This is a genomic window from Bacillus massiliglaciei (assembly GCF_900098925.1).
In the GTDB taxonomy this organism is placed as follows: Bacteria; Bacillota; Bacilli; order Bacillales; family DSM-1321; genus Peribacillus; species Peribacillus massiliglaciei.
In genome coordinates this window covers 279,422-292,622 of record NZ_LT622359.1, presented here as the reverse complement: position 1 = coordinate 292,622, position 13,201 = coordinate 279,422, and the positions used below count along the sequence as shown (strand labels likewise).

Sequence of the window (13,201 nt, the reverse complement as noted above, 5' to 3'; positions counted from 1 at the left end):
ATCTTGAGCTGTTTTGCTTAGTATATCATTGTCCTTACAGGAAAACCCCTAAATAGGGAAATTTACAATTCTTCGAAGACTGTGATAGGGCAATAAATAAGAAAAGCCGTCCGGTTTTCACCGCACGGCCTTTCTTATTTATTCATTTGTGCAAGGAAATCTCCAAGCAAATCATCCAGCTGTTCTTCTGGTTTTTCTGGTTTTTCTGCTTTTTCGGATTCAGATGATTCCCATGTGAAATCGTCGAAAGCCAGCTCGTCCAATTCATCATTGGCTTCGTCTTTGACTTCCGCTGACTCCTGAACCGGCTCTTTTTCGATTTCCCTGATTGGCTCAGGCTCCGGTATCGAAGAGGACCCATTCAGCGAAGTCAATAAAGCGGTCGCTCTAAGCGGATCAGAAAGCAGGTTGTACAGGATAGTTCCAAGCAAAGCTTCAGAATGAGCATGCTTCAGCCAATCCCGCTGTGACTTGCTTAACTGATGCGGAAGGGGGAGCGTAACAAGTTCCCTGTCCTGATGGTTTGATCGTTGAACGCCCTGCAGAACCATTTCTGCCAGTTTACTAGAAAAGTTTCGGCGTTCTGTTTCTTTAAGCTTTTGAAGCTGCCGTAAAACATGGTCCGGTGTATCCTGAGGAATACGGAAAGTGATAGCTTGGCCTCTTTTTATCTCAGGAACAGAATTTTTTTTCATTCTGTTTCCTATTTCTTAACAGGACTTGCTACTTGTTCTTTCTTTTTGTCAGAAGCCTGCTGCTCTTTATTTTCACGGCGCAGATGATCACTGATCAACTTATAATAAGCATTGGCCATCATCCAGATACTTTCCTTTTCATCCTCAAAGAAATCAATGTTATATCCATCAAAATTATTGTTCAATGTTTTTAAGTAATCTTTCAATACGACAGAACCGCCTCCGACAAAATAGCAGATTTCTGTCTGGGAATTTTTTTGCCATACATTTCGGAGATGACGGTATTGCTTCTTGGCCAATTCTCCTAAAATCCTGTCCACAATATCGTGAACATTCGTACGGCTTCCGCGCACCATAATATGATTGCGGTCATTTTTCTTCGTAATAATCTCCACTACATCTCTTCGGCTGTCCAGCTCTACTCCGTGCTTCTTCCTGATTTCCTCGCGGATGGATTCTAACGCTTCTGCAACTCCCAAGTTAAAGCCCTGCGCTTTATCATCATCTACCCGGCGGTTTTTGATAACAGCAATATCAGTAGAAAGGCCGCCGATATCCTGAATAAGAATTGGCTTGTCAATCAAGTCACGGTTAATGATATTCAAATCACTATCCATTACTAGATTGATATAAGCGGCAAATCCTTCCGGGTATACTTTCACTTCATCAAATTTAATATTAACCTTAATGCCCTGATACTTCGGTGTAATCAGGAATTCAACCTGGTGAACAGATCCTAGAAGTTTCGAACGGTATCCAACATCTTTACCTTCTTTTACTTCACGTAAAGGAAGTCCTGTTCCCAATGTATAGTTCGCTTCTACTACGTTATTTACTTTTTTGAAGATATTCCCGTTCTCTTCTTTTACAGCATCCAAAGCCAAAGCCGTAAATAGCATGACAAGCGTTTGGTCTTCTTCTGACTTGCTGCTGCCCATATCTAGTTCAGAAGGATTATCACTCTTTGTAGCCAAGTTACCCACTCTGTATATCGCATTATTATCTAAAAGGGCAGGGGAGTGCACTCTAATATGTATCCCTTCGAGCGGATCTTTTTGGTCAAGCTCCTCAATTCCAATAACAGGCCTGTCCTCTATATCTCTAGCAATCACATTTGGTATATATAATTCAGAATCCAGTTTTCCAAATAACGCTTTAATCGCATCATTACCGACATCCACAGCCGCTACTCTTGAATGGCTCATTTCTTCAACATCTCCTTTATCATTTATAGCAGACAGAAACCTAATCATCATCTGCCTATCTTCATCATAGGAAATATTACCACCCCGGTCAATCCTCCATTAGTAGCTGATTATGAATTAATCTTGTAAACAAATCGGTATACAAAAGATACAAAGGTGTACACATCCCTTTAAATCAATATGTATACACTTTTGTTTACATGTTTACACTTATTGTTTACTTGAAAACATATTTGTTTACTTGTATACAAAAAGTGTAAACATCATCATTTTCTTTTTATCCTTCTTCTTTTTCTATCTGAGTATTTTTAAGAAATCTGGTTTGTGCGTAAATTAATAAAAAAATGGGTATGGTAATTAATGGTCAAATGTTTAAAATCTAAAAAATGATTTATTATGCAGATAAAACGGAGGGAAAGAAATGGTCAAGCATAGCAGGCAATTACCGAAATATCCCGAACCATACTGGCGTGAGAGCACACAACTTCCAACATTCCCGAAGCTCGATCATGATATTGACACAGATGTTGTAATTGTAGGCGGCGGAATCACGGGGATTACTTCTGCCTACTTACTGTCTCAGCACGGGATTCAGGCAGTACTCATTGAAGCCGGAGAAATTTTAAATGGAACAACCGGACATACAACTGCCAAAATAACTGCACAGCATGGGATGGTGTATGACCAGCTCATTAAGAAACATGGGGAAGAAAAAGCCCGTCTGTATTATCAGGCGAATAAAGAAGCCATTCAATTTATCCGTTCATTAGTGGAAAAGAATGAGATTAACTGTGATTTCAAATCCCAAGATGCTATTCTTTACACAAATTCTGAAAAGATGGCGAAAAAACTCCAGGATGAGTTCGAAGCCTACAGCAAATTGGGAATTGACGGTGATTTTTCAGAGGAGATTCCATTTACAATCCCCTGTATCGCCTCACTTACAATGAAAAATCAAGCACAGTTCCATCCGCTTAAATATTTAGAGGCTCTCCTTCCTCCCATTACCGAGGCAGGAATCAAGCTTTATGAACAGACAACAGCCATGAAAATAGAAGATGGTGAAAAGCCTGCCATTATAACGGAGAACGGCCATACTATTTCAGCTGATCATGTCATTACAGCCACTCACTTTCCTTTCAATGATGAAATGGGCTGGTTCTTTGCCAGAATGCATGCTGAACGTTCCTATGTGCTGGCGGCAGAAACAGAAACAGACTATCCAGAAGGTATGTATTACAGCGTTGACACTCCTTCCCGTTCCCTTCGCTACACAAATTATAATGGGAAAAAGCTAGTCCTTGTCGGCGGCGGAAACCACAAGACCGGACAAGGGGTGCCGACCCATAATTATTACGAGGATTTACAGGATTTCACTGAACACTACCTCGGCGTTCAATCGATTCCGTACAGATGGTCCGCACAAGATTTGCAAACACAGGACAGTCTCCCATTCATTGGTCCCCCTACCTCAAACCATCCCAATATCCAAATTGCCACGGGATTTGCGAAATGGGGCATGACAAACGGGACAATCGCAGCAAAAATTATGACAGACCGCATATTAAAGAAGGAGAACCCTTATTTTGAACTGTTCGATCCTTCAAGACTAAAAGGAATCGGGCAGCTGGTGAAAGATAATGCGGACGTGGCTAAACATTTCGTAGCCGGAAAATTTGCGATGGTTGACAAAAGCCCTAAGGACATCAAAAACGGCGAAGGAGCCATTGTGAAAGTGAACGGAAGCAAGGCTGGCTGCTATCGCGATCAGCAAGGGCAAATCCATTTAGTAGACTCTACATGCACCCATATGGGCTGTGAACTAGCATGGAACAATGGAGAAAGAACCTGGGACTGCCCATGTCACGGCTCCCGCTTCTCGGTCGATGGAGACGTTCTGGAAGGACCGGCTGTGGAGCCTCTTAAAAAGATCAGCATGGAATAAGACATGTCCGAATGTCCATTTTCGCTTATACTGAATATACTGCCTGCCTCATTATCAGCAGAATACACAGGAAAGTTGGGATGCAATATGAACGGACAAAACAGAAAAGACATTACACCTGGCGCATCTGTCGATATCGTTCTCAAAGCGGATCAGCGCACTGGAAAGCTGACTTCCGGAATTGTCAAAGACATACTGACAAATTCAAGCAGCCATCCTCATGGCATTAAGGTGAGACTGACCGACGGACAGGTTGGCAGAGTGAAAGCGATTCATAAGTAAATAAGGTATTTCATGCAGAAATGCATCGGGCTTCCGCCAACTCCATGTTTACAAGTTTGGCGGAAGCCCATTTTATTAGCACAGAGCCTCTCTCTTAAATAAATATGACTTATGACCAAAACCAGACAAAAGGTTTGAGAATATAAAGCAAGGCCATCTAATAGAATGGAACTATCATAAAAGGCTGGTGAAAAAATAATGGAATCCTCTTATAAAAAACCAACTGCCCCTTCTGGAACAAGGTCAGATATCCGTTTGCTTACGGTTTCAGGTGAAGGCATGATCCAAGCTGCACCAGATGAAGCAGTCATTACTCTTGGCGCGATTACTGAAAATAAAGATTCAAAGGAAGCACAGCTTGCTAATTCTCAAACCATTTCCAGCATTATCGGAGGATTAAGCGCGCTTGGAATTCCCCGCAATCAAATGAAAACGAGCGTCTATCGTATGGACCCTCAGTATAATTATGTCGACGGGCAGGAAATTTTTCAGAACTACAGAGTTCAGCATATGCTCCTCATAGAGCTCCAGGACCTTGAAAGTGTAGGAATGACCGTGGACACAGCAGTCAAGAATGGGGCAAATACGGTCTCAAACGTTCGTTTCACTTTATCTAATCCAGAAGCCGTTTATAATCAGGCACTTTCGCTTGCTTTACGAAATGCAGGTGAAAAAGCAGCAGCCCTATCGCAAACCTTACATATTAATCTTCATCCGGTGCCTGTCCGCATCGAAGAAATTCCTCCAGCTTCTCCCCCTGTGCTACATCAGGCCAGCACCTTCACGAAAGCAGCACCTGTGCCCATTCAGCCGGGAGAATTAACCATCCGAGCCTCTGTTCAGGCAGACTATACCTATTAGCGCTAAAAAGCCTCCTATGAGCTCTCAATAAGCTCCAGGAGGCTTTTTTTAAAAGACAACTGTTTTATTTTGATGAACAAGAACCCGGTCTTCAAGATGCCATTTGACGGCTCTGGCAAGCACAGTACGTTCAATCGCTCTTCCGGCCTTTTTCATATCATCCGCAGAATCGCGATGATCCACACGGCCGATATCCTGTTCAATGATCGGCCCCTCATCCAAATCATTGGTCACATAGTGCGAAGTCGCTCCGATCAGCTTGACTCCCCGGTCGTAAGCACGCTCATACGGCCGCGCACCGATAAAGGCAGGGAGAAAGGAATGATGGATATTAATAATCTTATTCGGATGGGCTGCAACAAAAGAAGGCGTCAGGATTTGCATATACCTGGCCAGAACAATGACATCTATTTGATATTCCTTAAGAAGCCTCAGCTGCTTTTCTTCCGCTTCTTTCCTAATTTCCTTGTTAGCCGGAATGTGATAGAAAGGAATTTGCATAGATTCAACAATTTCCCTGGCATCCTCGTGATTGCTTATAACAAGCGCAATATCCGTCATCAGCTCACCGCTTTGCCACTCCCACAAAAGTTCAAGCAGACAATGCGGTTCCTGAGAAACAAATATAGCAGTCCGTTTTAAATCACTGACATAATTAAACTTCCATTCCATTGCAAACTCATCTGCAATTTCCATGAAGGCCTGCTCCATTTGCGGTGCCTTATCTTTCAAATGAATACATTCAAACTCGATTCTAGTAAAAAAAGTGCCTCCATTTGGATTCATGGAATATTGACTTAATTCAACAATATTCGCATCAAATTGCTTCAAAAAGGAGGAGACAGCAGCCACAATGCCGGGCTGATCCGGACATTTAATAATCAGGCGCCCTGTATTACGATTTTTTTCTTGGAAATGGTGTAATTGTTCCTGCACAAAATTGGTCACTATACTTTCCAACTGCCCTTCTATCTTTTTCTGCTTATTATACTTTAATTTACTTCCCCTTTCACCCTCTCTTTTTCCCCGTCATTTGAACCACTGTCTTACTTTCAGAACAAATTGTACCGCATTTCCCCGGGCCGATTTTCCTCTTTTTTCCCAAATGCGGTTAATCGCTGCTTTCCATGGGTATGGATAAAGAACTTAGCGACTTTTTTACTACATAATCATCTTCACCCCGGCATCCGCTCACATTAGAACCAGCATGCTTGGGGAACGCATTCAAGAAGGGGGAGAAAGAGAATCAATGAAAATGAAAGCCATGCTGCTCCTGTCACTTGCATTTCTCCTGCTGACAGGCTGTGCCGAAAAAGACAAGCTAGATGACGGCAGCCAGCTCATAAACAAAAATCAATTTGTATTCGCCGCTTCAGGTGAATTCAAGCCATTCAGCTACGTTCAGAACGACATGTCATTAACAGGTTTCGACATTGAAGTCGGAGAAGCCATCGCTAAGGAACTCGGACTGGAACCTGTTCCAAAGCGAATCAAATTCAAAGGGATTGTCGAAGGAGTCAAGACCGGACGTGCCGATGCGGCCGTAGCAAGCCATACAATCAACGAACAGCGCAGTAAATACGTGGCTTTTTCTGATCCTTATTACTATTCGGGACCGCAAATTTTCGTTCGGCCCGACAGCGATATTGAAACCACCGATGATTTAAAAGGCAAGGAAGTAGCCGCCTCAAAAGGCTCTACATATGCGGATACAGCTGCAGAGTATGCCACAAATGTGAAAACCTATGACAGTGATCTAACGGCTTTGCAGGCATTAAGCAGCGGGCGTCACAATGCGGTTATTACAGACTTTGTAACCGGGAAAGAAGCCGCTAAAAACGGATTTAAAATTGAAGGAAGGCAATTGATCGAGCGCAGTGAACAGGCTGTCGTCCTTCCACAGGACAACCCGCAGCTGTTAAAGAGAATCAATGGTGCGCTTGAAGCCCTCCGCCAAGACGGGACACTGAAAAAAATCAGTGAAAAGTATTTTGGCGAGGACATCACGACTAAGCCTGAATAAGAAGCAGATTGATAGAAAGGGAGTTTTCCATTTGCCTAGTTTTGCTCATTTTTTCAATACATTATTCAGCTCCACCGACGTGTTCCTCGATGCCATGTGGCTCACGTTAAAATTAACCGTTGTATCGATTCTTGTAGGAATTGTAATCGGTCTTATTTTCGCACTTTTGAAAATATCCAATATTAAATGGCTCGGCTGGATATCTGATGTTTATGTGTTCTTAGTGCGCGGAACGCCACTGATTGTCCAGATCTTTATTTTGTACTTTGGGATCAGCGGTCTGTTCCTTCTGCCGGACTTTTGGGCGGCGTCACTCGCACTCGCCTTTCATAACGGCGCTTATATCTCTGAAATCTTCCGGGGCACCATCCAATCCATTGATAAAGGACAAATGGAAGCAGGTCGTTCCCTAGGTATGAGCAATGCGCTTGCCATGCGCAGGGTTATTTTGCCGCAGGCATTCAGAAGAGCGCTTCCTCCGCTTGGAAACCAATTCATCATTGGTCTGAAGGATTCCTCTCTGGCAGCCTTCATCTCCATGAATGAATTATTCAATGTAGCGACAACACTCGGTTCCAATAATTTTGATGAAATGACTTATTTGCTTATTGTAGCCGTTTATTACCTGATTCTCGTGGCTCTGCTTACCATTGCCGTCCATTTACTCGAAAAGAAATTTGCAGTCAGTGACCGATAGGGAGTGAAAGAACTAATGGAACAAGAAAAAAGAGTGATGATTCGAGTTAAAAATTTAAATAAATCGTTTGGTGACCTTCACGTCCTCAAAGATATCGACATGAAAGTTTTCGAAAGCGATGTCGTCTGCCTGATCGGCCCCAGCGGTTCAGGAAAAAGCACCCTGCTTCGCTGCCTGAATTATCTGGAAAAGAAGGACAGCGGCCAAATTATCATTGAGGGCGAAGAAGTTTCAACCGAAACGCACGATATCAATAAAGTCCGGGAAAAAGTAGGAATGGTCTTTCAGCATTTTCAGCTTTTCCCGCATATGACTGTGCTGGAAAACGTCATTGAAGCACCCATACATGTGAAAAAAGTGCCGAAAGCAACCGCTGTCCAGGAAGCGAAACAGCTGCTTGATAAAGTAGGACTCGCGGATAAAGCTGATGTGTACCCGAGCAAACTCTCGGGCGGTCAGAAGCAGCGTGTGGCGATTGCCCGGGCATTGGCAATGAAGCCTGATATCCTGCTCTTTGACGAACCTACCTCTGCTCTTGACCCCGAGCTGGTCGGAGAGGTCCTCGCTACAATGAAAGAGCTGGCAATCGAAGGAATGACCATGGTTGTTGTTACCCATGAAATGGGCTTTGCCCGTGAAGTGGGAGACTGGATCATCTTTATGCATGAGGGTCGAATTGTCGAAACCGGCCATCCTGAATCGTTCTTCAATACGCCTGAAGAAGAGCGAACCAGAGAGTTTTTGGCCACCACTTCTTTAAAATGAGAAAGAGCCTGAGACAGAAAATCCTTAGAATATAGGGTAAGCATTGATCGAAGAAAGGGATTCTTAATGAATGGATAAGGCGTTCTGGAGGAATAGACGGCAGTTTCGAACCGTGCCTTCCCCTCAAACCTGAAGGACTCCATCCAGCATAAGTAAAAATATCAAATTTCCGTGGGGAATGGTGCTGCACCCCAGAAGTTAGAGTTCAAAATCTAAGTTCTGGGGTGTTTTTCTATGGTGAAATATAGTAAAGAAACGAAATTAAAACTCGTAAGGGAATATCTATCAGGTAGTTTAAGCTATCATCAATTAGCCCAAAAATACGGCATACCAAATCGTACATCCATACAAAACTGGGTACGTTCTTATAAAGAATTTGGAGAAGCAGGCATAGAAAGGAAACGGGGAAAACAAGTTTATTCTGTTCAATTCAAACGTACTGTATTACACTTTATGAAACAAACAGAGGCTTCTTACTATGATACAGCGATGGAATTTAATCTGAATAACCCTTCTTTAATTGCCAATTGGAGAAGGAAATTCTTAGATGAAGGGATAGAAGGCCTCGAAGAAAAAAGGAAAGGACGGCTTCCTATGTCTAAAAAACCAAAATTGAATGGATCTAAGCGGGGAACAGAATCTCGTGAAGAACAGTTAGAGCGTGAAAATGAGCTGCTTCGATTAGAGGTTGCGTATTTAAAAAAGCTAAACGCTTTTCAGGAGAACCCGGATGCCTTCCTCGAAAAGCACAGGCAGCGCTGGCATTCGAACTCCACGAAGAAGGATTCCGATTAATCGATGTCCTTGAAGTAGTAGGGATTCCTGAAGCTACGTATCATTATCACATCCAACAATGTAAGAAAGAAGATCCTGATCAAAAATGGAAAGATATCATTCTAGAATTGTTTAAAAAACATAAAGGACGATACGGATACCGCCGGATTCATTCGGAATTAAAGGCACACGGTCATGTCATCAATCATAAAAAAGTGCAGCGAATTATGGGGGAGCTAGACTTAAAATGTGGAAAATTCACACGTAAATCCCGCTATAATTCCTACAGAGGGAAGGTGGGGAAAGTGGCTAAAAACCGTTTGAACCGTCGGTTTACTGCCCCTTACCGCCTTCAAAAATTAGTAACAGATGTGACAGAGTTTAAATGTACAGGAAATAAAAAACTGTATTTAAGTCCGATAGTAGACCTTTATAACGGTGAAATTATCTCTTTCGGGATTTCTAACAGACCCACACTGGATTTGGTTTTAGCCCCATTGAACCAAGCAATAGATATGGTTAAAAATGAAGCTGGCTATCGCACAACCATTCATTCAGACCAAGGCTGGCAGTATCAACATAATAAATGGGTGAAGGCACTAAAGGTCAACAAAATCTTTCAAAGTATGTCCCGAAAAGCCACGTGTGCAGATAACGCAGCCATGGAGAATTTCTTTGGGATTCTGAAACAGGAAATGTATTACGGGGAAGAACTCATATCGTATGGTGAGCTTAAGAAAAAAATAGCAGAGTACATCGATTACTATAACAACATACGGATTAAGCTAAAATTGGCTGGCTTAAGTCCAGTGCAGTACCGAACTCAAACCAGCCAACCAGCTGCATAATATAAACTCTAACTTTATGGGGTCACTACCAATTTGATATTTTTTTCTGCCTACTTCCCTCCCGATAACTGCTTGGCAAGTGTATCAAAGTAGTCCATTACAAAGGAACGAAAAGTTCTGGCCGCCGGGGTCATATACCGTTTTTCAGACCAGGCCAGACCGATCGTCCTTTTGCATTCAGGCTTCTCTATCCGAATTTTGGTTGGCACCGGACCCGTATGGTGCTGCCAGGACAGCTCTGAAACAAATGCCACACCCAGCCCCTTTCTGACCAAATCCGCAATTACCGCCGGCTCATCCCCTTCAAACGTAATCATTTGCTTAAAACCAGCTTCTTGGCAAAATTGATCTGTCAGGCTCCGAAAACCAAACCCAGTATTCATGCTGATAAAAGCCTCTTCTTTCACTTCTGAGAGAGGAATGCTTCCTTTACCGGCCAGCCTGTGGTTTGGCGGAACCAATAGGAAAATTTCTTCTGTGATCAGAGGTGCCCAGTTAAGGTCCGGACCTTCAATCGGAACAGAGGAGATACAATAATCAATTTCACCTTCTATCAGCATTCTTTTCATCGAAGAAACCGATTCAAGAAATTGCTGAAAGCGTATATCAGGGTATTTGGCTAGAAAAGCCCCCAGCAAATCCGGAAGAACCCTTGGGATTGTAACGGCCAGAGTAATATTTTTTGAACTTCGCTGAGCCAGTTCGTCAAGCTCCCTCTTTCCCTCATTCAATTCTGCTAAAGCACGCTCCACCCTGCTGAGAAAGATTTTTCCAAACGGATTAAGCTGGATCTTCCGATTTATCCTGTCAAAGAGCGGCACTCCCAATTCTTCTTCCAAGCGTGAAATGGTCTGACTCAAAGACGGCTGTGCAATTTGAAGCTCCTCCGCCGCTTTAGTCATATGCTCCAGCTTTGCTACCTTCTGAAAATACTTCAATTGTAAAATTTCCATCATGTCGTCCTTTCTATAGGTTGTAACCTATTATTTCATAACCAATTATGTATTATACAGTATCAAGCTTTCGAATTATGATAGGTGAATCCATATAAAAGAAAGGAAAGACTCGTATATGAAAGGAATACAATTAATTTTTCAGGATGTTAAAGCAATGTGGCATCACTCACATGGGAGAATTGCTTTAATCTTTCTTTTACTCGTGCCATTAATCTATTCGGGATTTTTCCTTGCCGGCTACTGGAATCCCTACGGACAGCTGGATAAGCTTCCTGTTGCCATCGTCAATCTAGATCAGGGCGCCGAAATGGATGGAACTCCCCTTACCGCAGGCGATGACTTTGTAACAGAATTGAAGAAAACGAAAGAACTCGATTTCCATTTTGTATCAGCAAGCACAGCTGAGAAAGGTCTGGAAAAGGGCGATTATTATATGGTCATAACAGTGCCGAAGAATTTTTCAAAAGATGTGACGACCTTAATGGATAAGGAACCTCATCCGGCCAAGCTCTTATATGAGGTCAATCCCGGCAAAAACTTTGTAGCAGCCCAAATCAGCTCTACTGCTGTTGAAAAAATGTCTCAAAAAATCAATGACAATATTACAAAGTCTTATTCAGAAAGCGTTCTGGATAAATTCGGTGAAGTATCCGATGGTCTGGCAGATGCCGGAACTGGAGCTAAAGAGATCCATCAGGGCTCCGTTGATGCCAAAGACGGCAGCAAAGAACTGACCGACGGCATTCATAGCTTAAATGAAGGCATCCAAGAGCTGAAAGGCGGAAGCTCCAAACTTGCTGATGGTGAAGACAAGCTCGCAGATGGGGCATCCGCTCTGACAACAGGTGTCCACAATCTCCATACAGGATTGGAAAAGCTGAATGAAGGAGAGCAGTCGCTTGAAAGCGGAATGAGTGATTTCAGCCAAAATATGAAAACTTGGTCAGAAGGAAATAAAAAGTTAATAAAAGGCCAAGAACAGGCAGCCGATACAGCTGATCAGCTGCAAAAACAATTAGAACAATATATGAACGACCATCCTGATATAAAAGACGATCAAGGATTCCAACAAATCCTCGCCTTATCAAACGGCCTTTCACAGGCAGAATCCTCACTCCAGACAGGTGAAAGGGAATTAGGCGAAGGGGCTGAAAAACTGGCGGCAGGCCAAGAAAAATTACAGGCTGGAATGCAGACTTTCGGCACTAAATTGCAAGAAGCGACAGCAGGGGCTGACCAGCTTAATAAAGGCGCCAGTCAGTTCTCAGCCGGGTTCAGCCAGTGGCAGAATGGCTTTTCCTCTCTAGATGGCGGCCTCACGTCCCTTGCAGATGGCGGAACAAAACTTGAAGACGGGGCAAATGACCTGACAAACGGTCTGGCTTCTCTAGCCTCAGGATCCAATGAACTGGCAGTAAAACTGAATGATGCAGCCAAAGAAACAAGTCTGCACTATTCAGACGCAACCACATCTATGTTCTCGGAACCTGTTCAGCTGGTCGATTCACAGCTTTCAGATGTTCCGAACTACGGAACCGGAATAGCTCCCTACTTCCTGTCTCTTGCTTTTTACGTAGGTGGAATCATGGCCTCTAACATTTTGCCGCTTGGACGCAGACAAAATATGCAGGTTTCGGGAACAGTCCATTTTATAAACAAATTAGGATTAGTTTATTTGATCGGGTTTGTACAGGCATTGTTAGTAGATGCTGTCGTACTTTTAGGATTCCATTTAGAGGTGGCAAGTGTTCCTGTCTTTATCCTGTCAAGCATCATCGTCTCTTTTACCTTTATGACTCTTATTCTCATGCTGGTAACGGTATTCGGACTTGTCGGGAAATTTGCGGCAGTGACTCTGTTAGTGCTCCAATTAGCAAGTGCCGGCGGAACCTTCCCAGGAGAATTGGGTATTTCCGTTTTAACTCATATCGGTCAATATCTGCCGATGACACATTCTCTGAGAGAACTGCAGGAAGTCATTTCACTTGGAGGATGGCATAGCCTTCTTACACAAATCGGCATCCTTATTATTTATTTGATTGCCTCGCTCGTGATTGGCTGGATTGCAAGCCATATACAGCATGCTAAAGTTCCTGAAAAAAAAGCAGCCTAGATCGCTTTTCCAAAAAGCCAAAACAAAAAATCGAATT

The 13,201-nt window shown here is 43.0% G+C and carries 13 protein-coding genes; 9 read left to right on the top strand and 4 right to left on the bottom strand.

Features of this window, described 5'->3' with window-relative positions; translation table 11 throughout:
- Positions 1 to 134: 134 nt before the first annotated feature.
- Both BQ4305_RS13360 and BQ4305_RS13355 read right to left on the bottom strand, forming a co-directional pair.
- A complete protein-coding gene (locus BQ4305_RS13360; RefSeq protein WP_110928243.1) occupies positions 135 to 695 on the bottom strand; it encodes a hypothetical protein in 561 nt (186 codons plus the stop codon).
- Positions 696 to 703: 8 nt separating this feature from the next.
- Positions 704 to 1,900 (bottom strand): ParM/StbA family protein, encoded by a 1,197-nt coding sequence (locus BQ4305_RS13355; RefSeq protein WP_110928805.1) that lies wholly within the window; start codon positions 1,898 to 1,900, stop codon positions 704 to 706.
- Positions 1,901 to 2,321: 421 nt separating this feature from the next.
- On the opposite strand from BQ4305_RS13355, the gene BQ4305_RS13350 reads away from it, so the two are divergent.
- The 3 genes from BQ4305_RS13350 (at position 2,322) to BQ4305_RS13340 (ending at position 4,988) form a co-directional block, all read left to right on the top strand.
- On the top strand, positions 2,322 to 3,845 hold the full coding sequence (locus tag BQ4305_RS13350; RefSeq protein WP_110928242.1) for an FAD-dependent oxidoreductase: 1,524 nt from the start codon (positions 2,322 to 2,324) through the stop codon (positions 3,843 to 3,845).
- Positions 3,846 to 3,932: 87 nt separating this feature from the next.
- On the top strand, positions 3,933 to 4,127 hold the full coding sequence (locus BQ4305_RS13345; RefSeq protein ID WP_110928241.1) for a YwbE family protein: 195 nt from the start codon (positions 3,933 to 3,935) through the stop codon (positions 4,125 to 4,127).
- A gap of 198 nt (positions 4,128 to 4,325) precedes the next feature.
- Positions 4,326 to 4,988, top strand: coding sequence for an SIMPL domain-containing protein (locus tag BQ4305_RS13340; protein WP_110928240.1), 663 nt, complete (start codon positions 4,326 to 4,328; stop codon positions 4,986 to 4,988).
- 48 nt (positions 4,989 to 5,036) lie between these two features.
- Here BQ4305_RS13340 and purU read toward each other — a convergent pair whose 3' ends face one another.
- Positions 5,037 to 5,939 carry a formyltetrahydrofolate deformylase gene (purU, locus tag BQ4305_RS13335; RefSeq protein WP_407640165.1) on the bottom strand — a complete coding sequence of 301 codons (903 nt, stop codon included), beginning with the start codon at positions 5,937 to 5,939 and terminating at the stop codon, positions 5,037 to 5,039.
- Positions 5,940 to 6,243: 304 nt separating this feature from the next.
- Here purU and BQ4305_RS13330 point away from each other — a divergent pair, with 304 nt between their 5' ends.
- The 5 genes from BQ4305_RS13330 (at position 6,244) to BQ4305_RS13310 (ending at position 10,095) form a co-directional block, all read left to right on the top strand.
- On the top strand, positions 6,244 to 7,011 hold the full coding sequence (locus BQ4305_RS13330; RefSeq protein ID WP_407640164.1) for a transporter substrate-binding domain-containing protein: 768 nt from the start codon (positions 6,244 to 6,246) through the stop codon (positions 7,009 to 7,011).
- A 31-nt stretch (positions 7,012 to 7,042) separates the two neighbouring features.
- Positions 7,043 to 7,708 (top strand): amino acid ABC transporter permease, encoded by a 666-nt coding sequence (locus BQ4305_RS13325; RefSeq protein ID WP_110928238.1) that lies wholly within the window; start codon positions 7,043 to 7,045, stop codon positions 7,706 to 7,708.
- Positions 7,709 to 7,744: 36 nt separating this feature from the next.
- On the top strand, positions 7,745 to 8,473 hold the full coding sequence (locus BQ4305_RS13320) for an amino acid ABC transporter ATP-binding protein (RefSeq protein ID WP_110928803.1): 729 nt from the start codon (positions 7,745 to 7,747) through the stop codon (positions 8,471 to 8,473).
- Between the two features lie 234 nt (positions 8,474 to 8,707).
- Positions 8,708 to 9,268, top strand: coding sequence for a helix-turn-helix domain-containing protein (locus tag BQ4305_RS13315; RefSeq protein WP_110928237.1), 561 nt, complete (start codon positions 8,708 to 8,710; stop codon positions 9,266 to 9,268).
- A complete protein-coding gene (locus BQ4305_RS13310) occupies positions 9,154 to 10,095 on the top strand; it encodes an IS3 family transposase (RefSeq protein ID WP_110928236.1) in 942 nt (313 codons plus the stop codon). The genes BQ4305_RS13315 and BQ4305_RS13310 overlap by 115 nt, the downstream gene beginning before the upstream one ends.
- A gap of 50 nt (positions 10,096 to 10,145) precedes the next feature.
- Here BQ4305_RS13310 and BQ4305_RS13305 read toward each other — a convergent pair whose 3' ends face one another.
- A complete protein-coding gene (locus BQ4305_RS13305) occupies positions 10,146 to 11,048 on the bottom strand; it encodes a LysR family transcriptional regulator (protein ID WP_110928802.1) in 903 nt (300 codons plus the stop codon).
- Positions 11,049 to 11,166: 118 nt separating this feature from the next.
- Here BQ4305_RS13305 and BQ4305_RS13300 point away from each other — a divergent pair, with 118 nt between their 5' ends.
- Entirely contained in the window at positions 11,167 to 13,164 is a 1,998-nt protein-coding gene (locus BQ4305_RS13300) for a YhgE/Pip domain-containing protein (protein WP_110928235.1), read from the top strand.
- Positions 13,165 to 13,201 lie beyond the last annotated feature (37 nt).

Coding starts and splice junctions, on each gene's coding strand:
- BQ4305_RS13350 (WP_110928242.1), top strand. CDS start 2,322: ATGGTCAAGCATAGCAGGCAATTACCGAAATATCCCGAACCATACTGG.
- BQ4305_RS13305 (WP_110928802.1), bottom strand. CDS start 11,048: ATGGAAATTTTACAATTGAAGTATTTTCAGAAGGTAGCAAAGCTGGAG.
- BQ4305_RS13315 (WP_110928237.1), top strand. CDS start 8,708: ATGGTGAAATATAGTAAAGAAACGAAATTAAAACTCGTAAGGGAATAT.
- BQ4305_RS13345 (WP_110928241.1), top strand. CDS start 3,933: ATGAACGGACAAAACAGAAAAGACATTACACCTGGCGCATCTGTCGAT.
- BQ4305_RS13340 (WP_110928240.1), top strand. CDS start 4,326: ATGGAATCCTCTTATAAAAAACCAACTGCCCCTTCTGGAACAAGGTCA.
- BQ4305_RS13360 (WP_110928243.1), bottom strand. CDS start 695: ATGAAAAAAAATTCTGTTCCTGAGATAAAAAGAGGCCAAGCTATCACT.
- BQ4305_RS13300 (WP_110928235.1), top strand. CDS start 11,167: ATGAAAGGAATACAATTAATTTTTCAGGATGTTAAAGCAATGTGGCAT.
- BQ4305_RS13355 (WP_110928805.1), bottom strand. CDS start 1,900: ATGAGCCATTCAAGAGTAGCGGCTGTGGATGTCGGTAATGATGCGATT.
- BQ4305_RS13330 (WP_407640164.1), top strand. CDS start 6,244: ATGAAAGCCATGCTGCTCCTGTCACTTGCATTTCTCCTGCTGACAGGC.
- BQ4305_RS13320 (WP_110928803.1), top strand. CDS start 7,745: ATGATTCGAGTTAAAAATTTAAATAAATCGTTTGGTGACCTTCACGTC.